The sequence below is a fragment of the Burkholderia alba genome (assembly GCF_034721475.1).
GTDB classification, from domain to species: Bacteria; Pseudomonadota; Gammaproteobacteria; order Burkholderiales; family Burkholderiaceae; genus Burkholderia; species Burkholderia alba.
Genome location: NZ_JAWJWL010000023.1, coordinates 81,406 through 97,473, shown reverse-complemented (window position 1 = coordinate 97,473; position 16,068 = coordinate 81,406). Strand labels below are relative to the sequence as shown.

Genomic DNA, 16,068 nt, shown 5'->3' with positions numbered 1-16,068 from the left:
CGGCGCGGACCGGGCCTTCCGTCCGTGCTTCGCGGCCGCATCGCGGGCTGCCGCGCAGCGCGCGCCCGGACGTCGCAGGCGGTTTCTCAAACGAAGCCCGCCGCGCATCGGTCGACCCGTCCGGGCCGGGCGCCGCGTCGGGTTCATCATCTGGAGAGCGTGATGCAAACGAAACGCGTGGCATTGGTGACGGGCGGCATGGGCGGGCTGGGCGAGGCGATCAGCCGGCGGCTGCACGATGCGGGGCTGGCGGTGGCGGTGACGCACTCGGAGCGCAACGATCACGTATCGACATGGCTGATGCACGAGCGCGATGCGGGTCGTCATTTCCACGCCTACGAGGTGGACGTCGCCGATTTCACCGCATGCGAACACTGCGCGCAGCGGGTTCTCGGCGATTTCGACCGGGTCGACGTGCTCGTCAACAACGCGGGCATCGCGCGCGACGCTACCTTCGTCAAGATGACGAAGGGCGACTGGGACGCGGTGTTGCGCACCGATCTCGATGCGCTGTTCAACATGACGAAGCCGTTCATCGCGGGCATGATCGAGCGCAAGTTCGGCCGGGTCGTCAATATCGGCTCGGTCAACGGCTCGCGCGGCGCGTTCGGCCAGACCAACTACGCGGCGGCGAAGGCGGGCATCCACGGCTTCACGAAGGCGCTCGCGCTCGAAACGGCGAAGCACGGCGTCACCGTCAACACCGTGTCGCCCGGCTACCTGGCGACGGCGATGGTCGAAGCGGTGCCGGAGCAGGTCATGGAAGGGAAAATCCTGCCGCAGATCCCGGTCGGGCGGCTCGGCCGGCCGGACGAGGTCGCGGCGCTGATCGCGCATCTCTGTTCGGACGATGCGGGCTTCATCACGGGCGCGGATCTGGCGATCAACGGCGGCATGCACATGCACTGACGCGCGGGCCGGCGCGTTGCGCGCCGGGCCGTGCCAACTTCGCGGCAGCGCAGCGGACCCGCGCGCGACGGGGGACCGCTTCCATGCGGGTGCCGCCGCGACGCGGCTTCCGCCCGTCGTATCAAGCGGCAGCTTGTTTGACGGCGATCGCGGGACCGCCCGCCCGGCCTCATGCGAATCACGACGAAGCGCTTTCGACCGCACGGCGCAAGCCGGGAACCGGATCGCCGGAAAGGCGGGGCGAGCGGATGGAACCGGTATCGCCGCACCCCGCACCCCGCACCCCGCACCCCGCACCCCGCACCCCGCACCCCGCACCCCGCACCCCGCACCCCGCACCCCGCACCCCGCACCCCGCACCCCTCCCAACCCCGCTCATGCGCCGCGCACCCCCTATCCTGCTTGCCGTGGTCTCCGTCGCCGCCGGCGCGGCCGATCTGCCGAAGGCGGTGTTGGTGCAACTCCCGTCGGGCTATCAGGTCATGGTCGCGCAGAACGGTCCCGACATGGAAGCCGGCCGCAAAAGCTACCTGGCCGTGCTCCATCGCGCAGGCGATTCGAGGGACGCGCCTTCGCCGCGCCCGCTCGTCATCTTCGAACAGCAGGCGGACGGCAGGTACCGGCTCTCGGCGCGCAACGACGACGTGGTGCTGCGCGCGGACGAGGGCGGCCAATGCGACCCGTTCGATCCCGACGAGGCGGCCGATAGCGGGCTCGCCGTCAAAGGGCGCTACTTCACGGTGCAGAATGCCGTCGCGTGCGGTCGGCACTGGCGCGATGACGTGACGTTTCGCCGCGATCCGCACACGCATCGGTGGGTATTCGCGAACGAGATCGCCACCGAATCGTTCCCGCTGGAAGGCAAGCCCGACAGCGTACGGGTGATCCGAGCCGACGTGCACCGGCCGGTCGCGTTCGACGCGTGGCGCCGCAAGGACTGACGATCGACGCCGCGCCGCTCGATTCGTCGCGCGCTGTCGGACATGCGTTTCCCGCTGATTCCCCGCCCGGCCTTTCGCGCGCGATCCGGATCCTTCGCGTCGCGCCTCGTCACGTCGCCGTAAATATTGAAAAAACCCATTCGTAAAGATTCTTTGTAAATTCACAAGCCGTAAAGAAATTGAAAATCAAATGATCGGTAAATTAATCTGATATCCGGTTATATAGGCAACTACTTAGCACTCGCTGCGGTGCGGAAAAGGAATGTGCTTACCCTTTTTATTTACGTGTTATATGCTAGTTCGACAAGATCGAGCAGATCCTGCAATACTTGTTTTCGTTGCTGGAAAATGATGATTCGCCAATGAAAACAAATTAAAAATAGATTGGAGACCGTATTCAATGAAACATGATCATGGCGTAAGTCAATTGCAATAAAACGTAATCCCACCTATTCGGCGACGAGCGAATGAGCGCAACGGCGTGTGCCGGCATGCGCGGGGGCGGTGTTTGCCCGCGCATGGCCGCACCGGACGTTGCGTCGCGCACGGAGGCGGCGTTCGCGCCAGCCCCGCGCGACGATCGTGCGCGCCCGGGGTACATGGAAGGAGCGGCGCGCCCGTATCGGGCGCCGATTGCCGCGCAGGCGGCGTCATGATGTAACGGGGAACACCATGAGCATTTCAGCGCGCGACGAACAGAATCAACCGGTCGATCTGTGGTTTGCCTACAAGGTGCCGAAACTCGTGGGCGACGCGAACAGCGCGGGCGCCACCGGCTACGAATACGCGTATTACGACCGCACGGTCGGCGCGCTCGCGAAATCGCCGAACCTGATGAACGACAAGCAGGGCGCGCTGTTCTACACGCTCGACGCGGTATTCGGCAATCCGGCCGGCACGTTCGGATGGATTCTCTACAACGACGAGATGCCGGCCGACGCGGATCGCGGCAACAACGACACGCTCGGCCACACGAAGGGCGTCATCGCGTTCGATACCGCATCGGACTCGGCCTTCTGGCTGCTGCATTCGTGGCCGAAGTACGCAAGCCCGGCCGAACCCGGCGTGCCGACGCCGATATACGGGCAGACCTTCATGTGCCTGAGCCTCGATCTCGCGACGGCCGGCAAGCTGGCCGCGCAGATGGCGCTGAACCAGCAGCCTCAGGTGTACCTGCCGCGCACGGCGAACCTGCCGGCCGACAATCCGCTGTACGTGCTCACGCAGCCGCTCAACGCGTCGACGCCCGGCGATTCGAGCGTGGTGCCGCTGAGCACGCGCGGCGGGGTGCCGTTCAAGGTGATCGCGAAGAACCGCAAGTGGGGCAAGGATTTCTGGAACGATCTCGTCGGCCCCACGCTGGGCGCCGACATGGACGTCGAGACCTGGATTCGCGGCAAGATCCCGCCGATCCTCGACAGCGACGGCGTGCACAAGACCTTCGACATCAAGTACATCGACCTGCGCAAGCTCGGCGCGCCGTGGGCGTGGCCGGAAACCCAGGATCACGCGAAGTGGGGCATCACGACGACCGACAACTGGGTGTGCGTCGGCGACATCAACCGGATGGTGTCGCAGGAGAAGCGCGGCGGCGGCACGATCGCGCTTCAGGATCCGGTGCTGTGGAAAGCGCTGTCGCAGACGGACCTGATCATTCCGCCGCCCGGCAGGACCAGCGCGCAGGCGCTCGCGATGATCCAGGCGACGCATGCCGCGCCGGCGTCGTAGCCGCGCCCTTCGCTCCCGACCCTCGACCGTATCGCGCCGATCAACCCGCTTTCCTCCTTCTCCCGGAGCCTCGCCATGAATGCGAATCCCGTGCCGGACACGCTCGCGTCGATCCTGACCCGACACACCGACATCGTGCCCGAGGTGGTGCCGCGCACGAGCCCGAGCCTGCCGCCCGTCGACTGGGGGAAGATCGGCCAGTCGGCGCCGGTGCGCATCGCGCCGGGCGCGCGTACGCCGTACGATCCGCTGCCGCGCGCCGACATCGTGATCCTGACGTGGACGAGCGCCGAATGGTTCGCGCTCGATCACGTGTTCGTGAACAGCGGCACCGTCGGCGATTCCTCGCAGTACGGCTGGCGCGACGGCTGGCTGCCGTACTGCCGGGGCGCGTCCGGGTATGCGGCCGACACGCAGTCGGGCACGCTGTGGGGCCTGTTCCAGATGGTGCGGATCGTCGACCGGTCGGGCCGGCCGTGGAACGTGCTGCTGTTCAAGTCGAATGCGCACCTGGCGCATTCGCCGTGGCTGGACGGCCTCGCGGCGATGGTCCGCTGCATCGTGGAGGATGCGCGACCGGATCGCATCTACACGATCGGCACGGCAGGCGGCGCGCGCACCGATCAGCGGCTCGGCGATACGGTCGTCGCGAACGCCGCGCTGCTCGAACTGCAGCGGCCCCAGAACACGGCGAGCCCCGGCGACGGCAACATGGCGCGCTGCCCGACCTGGTATCCGACGACGGCGCTGGTCGGCGACGTCGAGCGCGAACTGCTGTTCCGGATGAACGAGGTCGTGACGCAGCAGTCGCTGCAGAGCTTGTTCGATCAGCTGAAAGCGCAGCATCCGAACGATCCCGGGCTGAGCGAGCTGACGCTCGCCGATCTGCTCAACGATGCGTTGCGGCCGGAGTGCCTGAATGCGCCGGCGATCCGGCCGCTCAAGGACACGCCGCTCCTCACGACGGATTTCTACTACATCGCGGAGGGCCGCCGCGCCGACGCGTATGCGTGCCTGGAGATGGACGACGCGATCATCGCGCAGGAAGCGAACCGGCTCGGCGTGCGCTTTGCCTGCGTGCGCAACATCTCCGACCCGGTCGTCCCGAAGCGCACCCGGCACGGCACGACGATCGCCGACGCCACCCGCGCCGACTGGTCGGGGCTGATCTACACGACGTTCGGCACGCATACCAGCTACAACGGCGCGCTGGCCACATGGGCGACGATCGCGGGCGAAGGATCGGCGGTCTACAACCCGAGCCGCGGCCACGCGCGGCACGGCGCGCCGCACGATGCGCAGGATCCCCTCGAAGTCCAGCTGGCGTTCCAGGTGCGCGCGTGCGGCACGTGCTCGTTCTTCTGGCCCGAGGATCTGAAGAAGCGCACCTACGGCCCCTATACGGCGTTCGATTTCGACGTCGACGTGCCGTACCCGGCGAGCGCCGGCTACAACGGCGCATCGCGCTGGGTGCAGGGCCGCACGCGGCCGCCCGCGTTTCCGAACGGCGAGGTGATCGACGGCTGCCGCAAGGCGCCGATCATGACGATCGGCATCAATCCGAACCTGACCGCGTTCCTGCCGGGCCAGACAGGCGCGGCGTGGTGCTATCCGGACTTCTCGTCCGACGACGACACCAGCGCGTGGGCGAAGTACGCGTGGTACTACCGCTACCGGAGCGTCTACCAGGAGAAGCTGGATCTCGATTTCGTGCGGCGCTTCATGCTGCCGGAAGGGCAGGTCGCCGCGCCGCGCGGCGGGGTGGTGACGGCGGCGACCCGCGTCGACGCCAGCGCGGCCTGGACCATCACGGTGCGCTATGACGGCGACGCCGCCGATACGGTGGTCGCGGTGCCCGGCAAGCCGGGCGAGTTTCCGTACGTCCTGCTGTTCGATCCGTATCCGCCGCGCAACCGCTTCGAAAAAGGCGACGTGCTCGTCGCGCAGGTCTCGGTGCCCGAGGGCATCCAGGTCGAAGTGCTGCAGCAGCCACAGGGCTACTACATGCAGTTCGTTCCGGTGCTCGACCAGTTCGAGGGCGTGCTGCGGCATGGCGGGCATCCGGATGCGTCGCTGCGCGTCGGCGAGGATGTCTGCCAGCTGGACATGGTCGCGTGCGCGTCGCCGCACTGGAACGCGGGTTTTCTCGGCGGCAGCCCCGCGAGCATCGCGACCATCGTCGACAACTGCGTGAGCCGCAACGCATGGGCGATCAAGCAGATGGTGCAGACCCGGCCGACGGTGCTGTACGTGGTCAGCCAGTCGAGCTGGAACATGTTTTACTCGGCGTTCGGCGCGCACGTGAAGCGCGATCCGCCGATCTCGACGCAGCCGGCCGACAAGGATTTCACGCTGCTGCGCGAAACCACCGATCCGCAGCACCCGGCCTATATCGACTTCGACGTGACGATCGACGGCCAGCGCTACCAGAGCCGCACGCGGCTCGTCATCACGCCGCACTTTTCGTACAACAGCAATTTCCTGTCGCAGTACCGGCTGAGCCCGGGCGACTGGGCCGCGTTCGCGCAGGCGCAGCCGGCCTGCGTCGCCGCGCTGGTGCCGGCCAACGGCTTCACCGTCACGCCGCCCGATCCGCGCTACCCGAACGACTACCTCGCGATCCAGCTGCCGGCCGATGCCGACGCGGCGGCCGCCGCGCGGGCCTGGCTCGCGCATCAGTACCCGGACGGCTATCGCGCGCTCGCGCCGTACTACGTCGAACCGCATGCGCTGATGGCGTCGGTGCTGGCGGATCTGTACGCGCGCGGCCACCTGACCTGGCAGGACACCGCCGCCGGCGGTTATCTGGGCCGCACGCAGGGATCGTGTCAGTTCTGCGTGAACCGGCACTGGCAGTTCCCGAACGAATGCCGCTACGGCAAGACCAGCGAGACGCCGCCGCCGGCCGGCTGGCTCGCGAAAGTCGCCGAGCGGGTTGTCGAGACCGGCAAGCCGGCGGTGCCCTTCGCCGCCGCCGCGCTGCGCCCGGACGGGCCGGCCATCGTTTCAGGATCGGGAGAACCGCAATGAGCGAACAGAATCTTGCCGCACCCCGGGTGGTCGCGCCCGACGCGGTGCGGGTATGGCGCGGCTTCCGGCTGCCGTCGCTGGCACTCGACGCATTCATGAACAAGCTCGGCACGGTGTTCGTGCCGGCCACCGTCAAGATGCAGATCGACGCGGGCCTGTGTTCGTATGCGCCGACGGTGCCGGCCGGCCTGCCGGGCAAGCCCGACTCGGTGCCCGACGAGACCGCGATCCTGTTCTGGGAATCGCAGGCGACGTACTGGAACGGCTTCACCCGGCTCGCGGTGCGCACCTACACGCTCACGCACGGCGGCGTGTATCTGACGCAAGACAACCAGAGCCGCGCCGACTTTCCGGTGCGCTTCGCCGGCTCGCTCGCGGCCGATCAGCCCGTGTATCTGTTCGACCAGCCCGCCGACTGGATGCACGGCGCGGTCCGGCACGTGGCGGCGGCGCGTCCGGCCGCCGTCGATCCGGCGTCGTTCCGCGCATCGATCGCGAAGGCGCTGACCGAGATCCGCACGAGCGTGCCGCTCGACGGCGCGATCGCCTGCGCCGGCGACGACTACCTCGTCTACTGGGAACTCGGGCCGGTCGCGGTAGGCGCCGCGCAGGGCGCCACCGGCGTGCCGCTGCTGCAGCCGCTGCTGACCGGCTGGAACGCGGCGTTCGCGCCGGCACCGACTTTCCTGCCGATCGGGCTGTGGGACGAATGGGCGGGGATGGACGTGTGCTCCGGCAGCAGTTTCAACCTTCAGTTCGAGCGGGAGGCACGCGGATGAACACGCCACAGGAATCCTTTCCGGTCGCGCCGGACGCGGTGTACGTGTGGCGCGGCTTCCGGTCCCCCGCGCTCGGCTACGAGCAGTTCGCGCAATTTCTCGGCAGCGTGTTCGTGCCGGCCTGCGCGCTGCTGCAGCCGCCCGTCGGCCTGCGCGCCTATCTGCCGACGATGGTGCCGCAGGACGCCAAGCCGCCCGCCGTGCCCGACCAGACCGCGCTGATGTTCTGGGCTACCCCGCAATCGCACGATCGCGCCGCGAAGGCGATCGCGGTGCGGATCTATCAGAACCTGCACGGCGACGTGTACGACATGGCGCGCAGCAAGCTGCCGGAGGTGCCGGTCGCATTGAGCGGCACCTCCGGCACGCTGCAGGCCGAGCAGCCTTACTTCCTGCTCGACCGGCCGGCCGACTGGATGTTCGGCAGCGTCCGGCACGTGGTGGGCGCGCGCCGCGCGGATCTGAGCGCGGCGGATTTCCTGGCCGCCGCGTATGCGTGGGCGGCGGCGCTGCACGCGCATCCGCCCGAGGGGATCGACGGCGCGCTGATGTGCTGCGGCAACGATTACGCGGTCGCCTGGGTGCATAGCCCGAGCGCGCACGCGCAGCCAGGCGCGGCGCTCGACGGGCTCGCCGCGCTGACGACGCCGGTGCTGCGTGCGCCTGCGCGGCCGCTCGCGCTGCCGGCGGGGCTGTGGGACGACTGGCCGGGGCTCGACCTGACGCAGGACACCTGCCTCAACCTGCAGTTTTCGCGGCCGCGCGCATCGCGCGCCGCGCCGCGCGAGCCGGAGGCGTGATGAAGCCGATCGAACATTTCGAGGCGCCGCATCTCGCGCTGTGGAAATCGTGCGTGGCCGAGGTGCTGGCGCGCTCGCTGGACGCGGAGCGCGATCCCGCCGCGGCGATCGATTGCGGGCATCCGCTCATCGATGCCACCGACCGCTATTGCCGCGCGCTGCACGACAACCTGCCGCTCGATCCGCCGGCGGCGGACAGCGACGACGAAGCGGCGGTGCAAACCTATCTGTCGTACCTGCATCACCGGCGCGCGCATGCGCGCATCGCCGGCGCGGCCGATATCGAGCGCGATCTCGAACAGCAGACGCAGCAGTACAAGTTCGGCAATCCGCTGTGGCAGCAGATGTACGTGCAGTACTACAAGTATTACTGGCAGTACCCGTTCCACAAGGGCGGCGAGCCGCAGTACCGGTCGTGGCAGGCGCCCGGTCCCGGCAACGGCGATCCGGGCTACGGCGTGATCGACTGGAGACTGCCGCCGCGCGCGCGGATCGCGATCGTCGGCGACATCGGCACCGGCACGGATGTCGCCGCCGCCGTGCTGGTCGCCGCGTTGAAGTTCGAGCCCGATGCGATCCTGCACCTCGGCGACGTCTATTTCTCCGGCACGCACTTCGAGACCGAGCACCGGCTGGTCGGCCTGGTGCGCTCGGTGATGCGCAGCGAGAAACGGCGCGTGCCGTTCTTCACGGTGCCGGGCAATCACGAGTACTTCACCGGCGCGGTCGCGTATCTGCAGGCGCTCGATTCGGGCGCGCTGATCGACCAGCCGTCGCAGCGGCAGGCCGCCAGCTACTTTTGCCTGCGCAGCGCCGACGACGGCTGGCAGTTCCTCGGGCTCGACACCGGCTATCACGGGCATTACATGAACGTCGCGGCCTCGGCGCAGCAGGCGACGCTCGAGCGGCTGCACATCGGCCCGGTCGAGACGGCGGGCGCGGCGGCGAGCCCGCACTGGCCCGCCGACGTCAACCCGTACTTCCGCCACGCGTCGCTTGCCGACCTGCCGCGCCGCGATACCACCGCGCCGGACGATCAGGTATTCGTGCGTCCCGACGAGGCGGCGTGGCATCTCGACAAGCTCGCGCGGTTTCCCGGCCGGTCGATCCTGCTGTCGCATCACCCGCTGTATTCGGCGCTCGACGTGTGCGGCATCGCGCAGCGGCCGCTCGCCGGATCGAACGCGCCGGACCCGGCCGACTTCAACCGCGCGTGGGTGGACACCGCGCTCTGGCGGCAGTTCGGCGCGGCGTTCGGCAACCGGGTGGCGGCATGGATCTGGGGCCACGAACACAATCTCGGCATCTTCGCGGACGGCTACCGGCCGGCCGACTGGCCGACGGGCGCGGGCGACGCCACGGAGATCTTCAAGACCCTGCCCAAGGGGCGTTGCGCCGGACACAGCGCGATTCCCGTGCAGGCGAGCGAAGCGCCTTACGCGCAGAAATTCCCGGTCCCGCTGCAGCGGCCCGAGCTGACGCTCGGCCTGACGGACGGCTGGTACAACCGGGGCTTCCAGCTGCTCGAACTGGCGGGCGCCGGGCAGCCCGCCCGGCTCAGCTATTTCCAGATCGAAGGCGCGGACCCCGCGCCCTTGCCGATTTACGTCGAATCGATCGCTTGAGCCGGCACGGCGCCGTTCGTCCGATCGTTCAATGCCAGAGGAGCGCATGCATATGAGCAGCATCTATTCGATCAGTCCGGTGAAGGGATCGGACCAGGTGGCGCTGGAACAGGTGTGGAGCGGCGCGCAGCTGCCCGCCGGCTACAGCGGCTTCACGGTGCTGCGCACCGGCGAGCGAACCCATCTGATCGCCTACGACAAGGCGACGCAGAAGACGGACGCGTATGCGCTGACCGGGCGGGCGCCGTGGGTGAGCGCCGTCGACGCGAAGCTCGATCTGGCGGGCGGCCCGTGGGACAGCATCGATACCTTCGTGCTGGGCAACGTCCCCTACCTGCTCGCGTACCGCTCGGACAACGGCACCTTCGGCTTCTTCACGGTCAAGGACGGCCTGGCGACGTCGCCGCCCTATACGTTCGCGCTGCCGCGCAACACCCCCACGCTCCACTTCACCAACGTCGCGCCGTACACGTCGCTCGGCCAGCAATACCTGCTCGGCTACGACTTCAACACCGGGCAGGTCGCCAACTTCAGCGTCGCCGTGACGCCGGTCTCGACGGGCGGCGCGCCGCCGCTGCTCGCGCTCAACGTCTGGTATCACCAGTGGGCGAAGGGCTGGACGCAGTTCTCGTTCTTCCAGCTCGGCGGCGCCAACTTCTTCTTCAAGATCAACACGGCGAAGCTCAACGTCAATATCGATCACATCCAGGACAATCCCGCGCTCGGCACCGTCGAGGTCGGCAGCTATCTGCAGGACCAGCTACCCGACGCGCTGCGCATCAGCAGCGCGGCGTGCGTGCCGTGGGCGCACGGCGAGCCGTATCTGATCACCTACATCGCGCAGGACGGCACGACGGCGGTCTACCGGATTCACGCGGACTGCCTCGGCTGGACTCCGGCGGGCTCGGCCGCGGCGCCGGCGAACGCGACCCGCGTCGTGCCGTACCGGCTCGGCGACACGTCCTACGCACTGTTCTATTGACGCCGACCGACAGGGGAAACGCCATGAACCCGAGCACCGTATCGCCGGCCGATCGCGATCTGGCCTGGATCAAGGCCGCGCTGCAGACCGCCATCGAACTCGAATACTCGACCTTGCCGCTCTATCTGTCCGCGATGTTCTCGCTCGAAGTGCAGAACTATTCCGCGTACAACGCGATCCGCAGCATCGCGATGGAAGAGATGGTGCACATGGCCATCGTGTCCAACCTGCTCGCCGCGCTGGGCGGCACGCCGCAGTTTCGCGGCATCCGCATCGACTATCCGGTGCAGGGTCTGCCCGGCGGCGCGGAACCCGATCTCAAGGTCGGCCTCGCGCGGTACTCGAAACCGCAGCTGCAGAATTTCCTGCGAATCGAGATGCCCGCGTTCCTGCTGAAGCAGCTCGGGCGCGCCGAGACCTATCCGACGATCGCGGCGTTCTACGCGGGCATCCGCGACGCGGTCGGGCGCAACGCCGACGCGGTGCGGGCCGCGGTGAAGGCGGGCGGAACGTCCAACCAGGTGGGCGACGACATCGGCTTCGCGACGGTGACGTACTCGCCGGATACCGATCCCGTCGACGCGTTCTACGCGGGCATCGACGAAATCCTCCAGCAGGGCGAAGGGGCGGCCAAAGGCGACGTGCTGACGACCGGCGCATTCGAAGGAGAAAAGTCGCACTACGCCCGCTTCGCCGAGCTGTACTACGGCGCGTGCTATCAGGTGCCGGTGCCGCCCGCGACGTTCGACCGGCATACGGAGCCGCGCTTCTTTGCCGGCACCGCGCTCGACGCGCCGGTGGTCGTCAACACGCTCGCGGTGCCGCGCGACGGCTACGCGGCGCTGCTCGCGCTCGATCCGAACCAGGCGGCGGTGAGCGCCGATCTCGATGCGTTCGATACGGGGTTCTCGACGATACTCGCGACGCTCGACGTCGTGTGGAACGGCCCCGCCGGCGGCTCGTGGAAATCGCTCGGCGCGGCGGTGCACGGGATGGTGGATCTGCGGGTGCTGTCGTGCTTCAACATCCTGCGCCATCCGGTGCCGGCGGCGGCGCTGGCACGGCTGGACACACTGTATCCGGACGAGATCGCGTTCCTGCGGGCCTATACCGACCTGTCGAAACCGGTGTTCTACGGCCCGCGTTTTCGCAACGTGAACGCGCCCGCGTAGGCGCGGCGCCGCGCGTCAGCCGCGCGCGGCGTCGAGCACCCGCAGGGCCAGCGGATGATGCTGGCCGCGCCGCGAGCGGATCGCGTAGATCTCTTCCGTCACCCCCTGCGCGCGGCCGAGCGGCCGCAGCCCGCGCAGCAGCGTCGCGTCGCCCGCGCCCAGCTCGCTCAGCGGAAAGACGCCGAGCCCGCGCGCGGCGAACACGGCCATCAGCGCGCTGTCCTCGAACTCGCCGACGATGCGGGGCCGCACCTCGACGGCTTCCAGCCAGCGGTCGAGCCGCGCCCGCAGCGCCGAATGCCCGGTCGGCAGCAGGACCGGCAGCGCCGCGAGGCAGCCGGGAAACCCGCCGCGCGCGGCCCGCGTGACCAGCGCGGCGGGCCCGTACCAGTCGACCGGCGATTCGGCGAGCCGCTCGCTCGCGACGCGCAGCGTCGAGTTGTACGGCGCGGGCTGGCCCGCCAGCACCAGATCGAGGTGATGCAGCGCCAGCTCGCCGAGCAGCTCTTCGTATTCGCCTTCGTGGCACAGCAGCCGCAGCGCGGGCGTGTCGAGCACCGGCGCGAGGATCGCGTGTGCGGCGAGCTTCGAGATGCCGTCCGACAGGCCGACGGACAGCCGCGCGACCGCGCCGTTCGCCGCCGCGCGGATCTCGTCGGGAATCAGACGGCCGAGCTGGAAGATTTCCTCCGCCCGCGCGAACGCCGCCTGGCCGGCGTCGGTCATCGTCACGCCGCGCCCCGCCGGCTTCAGCAACTGGTGGCCGAGCGCCTTTTCCAATTCGCGGACCTGGGCGCTGATCGTCTGCACCGCCATCTCCAGCCGCTCCGCTGCCCGGGCGAAGCCGCCTTCCTTCACGACCACCCAGAAATAATACAGATGGCGAAAATTCAGCATCGCGTACTCACTTCGGAAAAACCGAACTAAAGCTCAGATTATCGTTGATTTTTTCGAAGTCAAGAATCGCGGATCATCCCGCCATCGAACTGCAACCTCCTGGAGCCCCATGGACTATCTTCTCGCGCTCGCCGCCGACCCCGCTGTCTGGGCCGCGCTCCTGACCCTCATCGTCATGGAAGTCGTGCTGGGCATCGACAACCTGATCTTCATCTCGATCCTGAGCAACAAGCTGCCCGAGGCGCACCGTGCCCGCACGCAGCGCATCGGCATCGCGCTTGCGCTGGTGATGCGGCTCGGCCTCCTGGGAACGGTCGCGTGGATCGCGCGCCTGACCGAGCCGGTGTTCTCGCTGTTCGACCATGCGTTCTCGTGGCGCGACCTGATCCTGATCTCGGGCGGCCTGTTCCTGGTCTGGAAGGCGACCAAGGAAATGCACCACCACGTGTCGGGCGACGCGGACGAACCGGGCTCGGCGGGCGGCGCGGCCGGCCTGACGATGCTGGCCGCGATCGGCCAGATCCTGATGCTCGACCTGGTGTTCTCGATCGACAGCATCGTGACCGCGATCGGCATGACCGATCACGTGCCGATCATGTTCGTCGCGGTGATCGTGGCGGTGCTGGTGATGTTGTTCGCCGCGCAGCCGCTCGCCCGCTTCATCGACCGCAATCCGACCGTCGTGATGCTGGCGCTGAGCTTCCTCGTCGTGATCGGCATGACGCTGATCGCGGAAGGCTTCGGGTCGCATGTGCCGAAGGGCTATATCTACGCGGCCATGGCGTTCTCCGCGTTCGTCGAGGGCATGAACATGCTGACGCGTCGCGCCAGGACGCGCCGCCGCGAGCGCGCGGCCGGCGACCGCCCCGAGTGAGCGCATCTCACCGCCGCCCGGCGACGGGCGGCTTCTTCCTCCACCGTGCGATCGAACGCAACCTCGCGTTGCAAGGAGTGCCGATATGAAGTGTCCCGTCTGCAAGACCCCCGACCTGCTGATGACCGAACGCCAGTCGATCGAGATCGACTACTGCCCGACTTGCCGGGGTGTCTGGCTGGATCGCGGCGAACTCGACAAGCTGATCGAGCGCGCGGACGACGAACCGGCCGCGCCCCGCGAAGCGCCCGCCGCGCGTCACGACGACCGGCGCGACGACCGGCGCGACGACGGCTGGGGGCAGCGCCCGGGCGCGCGCCCCGACGAGCCGCGCTATCCGCAGGGCACCTACCGGAAGAAGAAGTCGCTGTTCGACATGTTCGACTTCGATTGAACGGCGCCCGCCGTCAGCCCAGCGCGTCGACGGCGACGCGGGTGGCGGCCGCGATGATGGCGTCGTTGGCCTTCGCGTCCGCGATTTCCCGCGTGTAGTAGACCGCGAGCACGATCGGCGCGCGGGCGGGAGGCCACAGCACGCCGGTGTCGTTGGCGGTGCCGTAGCTGCCGGTGCCGGTCTTGTCGCCGACCTGCCAGCCGGCCGGTACGCCGGCCCGGATCCGCTGGTCGCCGGTGGTGTTGCCGCGCAGCCAGTCCTGCAGCTGCGCGCGCGGCGCGGGCTGCAGCGCGGCGTCGATCGCCAGCGCCCGCACGCTGCGCGCCATCGCCTCCGGCGTCGTCGTGTCGCGCTGGTCGCCGGGAATCGCCGAATTCAGTTCCGGTTCCCAGCGGTCGAGCCGGAACAGGCGATCGTCGATCGAACGCGCGAACGCCGTGACGGCCGCCGGGCCGCCGAGTACCTTCAGCAGCAGGTTGGCCGCGGTGTTGTCGCTGTACTGCAGCGTGGCGGCGCACAGCGCCGCGACCGGCATGCCGTCGCCGACGTGCTGCGAGGTGACGGGCGAATACGGAACGAGATCGCGCGCGGTGTAGCGGACGCGCCGCGCGAGCAGATCCGCGTCATGCTGGCTGCGGGCGAGCACGGCGGCGGACAGCATCAGCTTGAAGGTGCTGCAGAACGGGAAACGCTCGCCGAGGCGGTGGCCGATCATGGCGCCGTTCGCGGTGTCGAGCGCGCAGACGCCGAGGCGGCCGCCCGCCGCGCGTTCGAGTTCGGCGAAGCGCGCGTCGGCTGCCGGCGGCGGGCGGTGCGTATCGGCGGCGCGGGCGCGCAGGGCGAGCGCGAGCGGGGCGGCGGAGCCGGCGAGCAGGAGGGTGCGGCGTAGCGGGGAGTGGGACATGGGCAGGAGCTCGTGGTAAGGAGGGCAGGCAACGGATCCCCGTCGGGGCAGACGTGACTATCGATCGTTTGCAGCGCGAGCGCAAACGACGATAATGACGGGCAGGTACAAGAAATTCTTATGGATGGCCATGCGCCCACATCTTCCGTTGAATGCGCTGCGAGCGTTCGAATCGTCGGCGCGGCACCTCAGCTTCACGCGCGCCGCGCTGGAACTGCACGTGACCCAGGCGGCCGTCAGCCAGCAGGTGCGGATGCTGGAGGAACGTCTCGGATGCACGCTGTTCAAGCGCTTGCCGCGCGGCCTCGGCATCACCGACGAGGGACGCGCGCTGCTGCCGGTGTTGAGCGACGCGTTCAGCCGGATCGAGACCGTGCTCAAGCAGTTCGACGGCGGGCATTTCCACGAGGTGCTGACGATCGGCGTGGTGGGGACGTTCGCGATAGGCTGGTTAATGCCTCGGCTGAAACGCTTCAGGCAAACCCATCCGTTCATCGAGTTGCGGCTGCTCACGAACAACAATCTGGTCGACCTCGCGGCCGAAGGGCTGGATTTCGCGGTGCGCTTCGGCGAGGGGACGTGGCACGGCACGCGCAGTGCGTTCCTGCTCGAGGCGCCGCTCACCGCGCTGTGCGCGCCGGAGATCGCCGCGCGGCTCGATACCCCGGCCGCGCTGGAACGGGAAGCGCTGCTGCGTTCGTATCGTGCAGACGAATGGCTCAACTGGTTCGCGGCGGCCGGGCTCACGCCGTGGCCGTTGAACGGTCCGGTGTTCGATTCGTCGCGGCTGATGGTGGAGGCGGCGATCCAGGGCGCGGGCGTCGCGCTGGCGCCGCCGGACATGTTCGTGCGCGAGCTGGGGACGGGCGTGCTGGTCCAGCCGTTCGACATCGCGGTCACGACGGGCGCCTACTGGCTGATCTGGCTGAGGTCGCGGTCGATGTCGCCCGCGATGGAGCTGTTTCGCGACTGGATCGTCGAGGAGGCGGGGGCTGCGTCGCGCGCGGCGCCGTGAGGCGTGCGATGCGTGCGC

At 68.6% G+C, this 16,068-nt stretch carries 14 protein-coding genes; 12 read left to right on the top strand and 2 right to left on the bottom strand.

Features of this window, described 5'->3' with window-relative positions:
- Positions 1-162: 162 nt before the first annotated feature.
- The 9 genes from RZR99_RS24260 (at position 163) to RZR99_RS24220 (ending at position 11,966) form a co-directional block, all read left to right on the top strand.
- Positions 163-909, top strand: coding sequence for a beta-ketoacyl-ACP reductase (locus RZR99_RS24260; RefSeq protein WP_323122319.1), 747 nt, complete (start codon positions 163-165; stop codon positions 907-909).
- A gap of 377 nt (positions 910-1,286) precedes the next feature.
- Positions 1,287-1,850: a hypothetical protein gene (locus RZR99_RS24255; protein WP_323122318.1), complete on the top strand. Its 564-nt coding sequence runs from the start codon at positions 1,287-1,289 to the stop codon at positions 1,848-1,850.
- Between the two features lie 672 nt (positions 1,851-2,522).
- Positions 2,523-3,578 (top strand): deoxyribonuclease II family protein, encoded by a 1,056-nt coding sequence (locus tag RZR99_RS24250; RefSeq protein WP_323122317.1) that lies wholly within the window; start codon positions 2,523-2,525, stop codon positions 3,576-3,578.
- Between the two features lie 75 nt (positions 3,579-3,653).
- The gene (locus RZR99_RS24245) at positions 3,654-6,608 is read left to right on the top strand and encodes a phosphorylase family protein (protein ID WP_323122316.1); all 2,955 of its coding nucleotides are present in this window, start codon (positions 3,654-3,656) and stop codon (positions 6,606-6,608) included.
- Positions 6,605-7,387, top strand: coding sequence for a hypothetical protein (locus RZR99_RS24240; protein ID WP_323122315.1), 783 nt, complete (start codon positions 6,605-6,607; stop codon positions 7,385-7,387). The genes RZR99_RS24245 and RZR99_RS24240 overlap by 4 nt, the downstream gene beginning before the upstream one ends.
- On the top strand, positions 7,384-8,187 hold the full coding sequence (locus RZR99_RS24235) for a hypothetical protein (protein ID WP_323122314.1): 804 nt from the start codon (positions 7,384-7,386) through the stop codon (positions 8,185-8,187). Before RZR99_RS24240 ends, RZR99_RS24235 begins: the two co-directional genes overlap by 4 nt.
- On the top strand, positions 8,187-9,812 hold the full coding sequence (locus tag RZR99_RS24230; protein WP_323122313.1) for a metallophosphoesterase family protein: 1,626 nt from the start codon (positions 8,187-8,189) through the stop codon (positions 9,810-9,812). Before RZR99_RS24235 ends, RZR99_RS24230 begins: the two co-directional genes overlap by 1 nt.
- Positions 9,813-9,864: 52 nt before the next feature.
- Complete coding sequence (locus tag RZR99_RS24225; protein ID WP_323122312.1) at positions 9,865-10,794, top strand: hypothetical protein; 930 nt, start codon at positions 9,865-9,867, stop codon at positions 10,792-10,794.
- Between the two features lie 23 nt (positions 10,795-10,817).
- Complete coding sequence (locus tag RZR99_RS24220; protein WP_323122311.1) at positions 10,818-11,966, top strand: ferritin-like domain-containing protein; 1,149 nt, start codon at positions 10,818-10,820, stop codon at positions 11,964-11,966.
- Between the two features lie 15 nt (positions 11,967-11,981).
- Here the strand turns inward: RZR99_RS24220 and RZR99_RS24215 are convergent, their stop codons facing one another.
- Positions 11,982-12,863 (bottom strand): LysR family transcriptional regulator, encoded by an 882-nt coding sequence (locus RZR99_RS24215; protein WP_323122310.1) that lies wholly within the window; start codon positions 12,861-12,863, stop codon positions 11,982-11,984.
- 109 nt (positions 12,864-12,972) lie between these two features.
- Between RZR99_RS24215 and RZR99_RS24210 the strand changes: the two genes are divergently transcribed.
- Positions 12,973-13,737 carry a TerC family protein gene (locus RZR99_RS24210; protein ID WP_323122309.1) on the top strand — a complete coding sequence of 255 codons (765 nt, stop codon included), beginning with the start codon at positions 12,973-12,975 and terminating at the stop codon, positions 13,735-13,737.
- 85 nt (positions 13,738-13,822) lie between these two features.
- Positions 13,823-14,131, top strand: coding sequence for a TFIIB-type zinc ribbon-containing protein (locus RZR99_RS24205; RefSeq protein ID WP_323122308.1), 309 nt, complete (start codon positions 13,823-13,825; stop codon positions 14,129-14,131).
- A gap of 13 nt (positions 14,132-14,144) precedes the next feature.
- On the opposite strand, the gene bla is transcribed toward RZR99_RS24205, so the two are convergent.
- A complete protein-coding gene (bla, locus tag RZR99_RS24200; RefSeq protein ID WP_323122307.1) occupies positions 14,145-15,035 on the bottom strand; it encodes a class A beta-lactamase in 891 nt (296 codons plus the stop codon).
- A gap of 130 nt (positions 15,036-15,165) precedes the next feature.
- Between bla and RZR99_RS24195 the strand changes: the two genes are divergently transcribed.
- On the top strand, positions 15,166-16,050 hold the full coding sequence (locus RZR99_RS24195) for a LysR family transcriptional regulator (protein ID WP_323122306.1): 885 nt from the start codon (positions 15,166-15,168) through the stop codon (positions 16,048-16,050).
- Positions 16,051-16,068 lie beyond the last annotated feature (18 nt).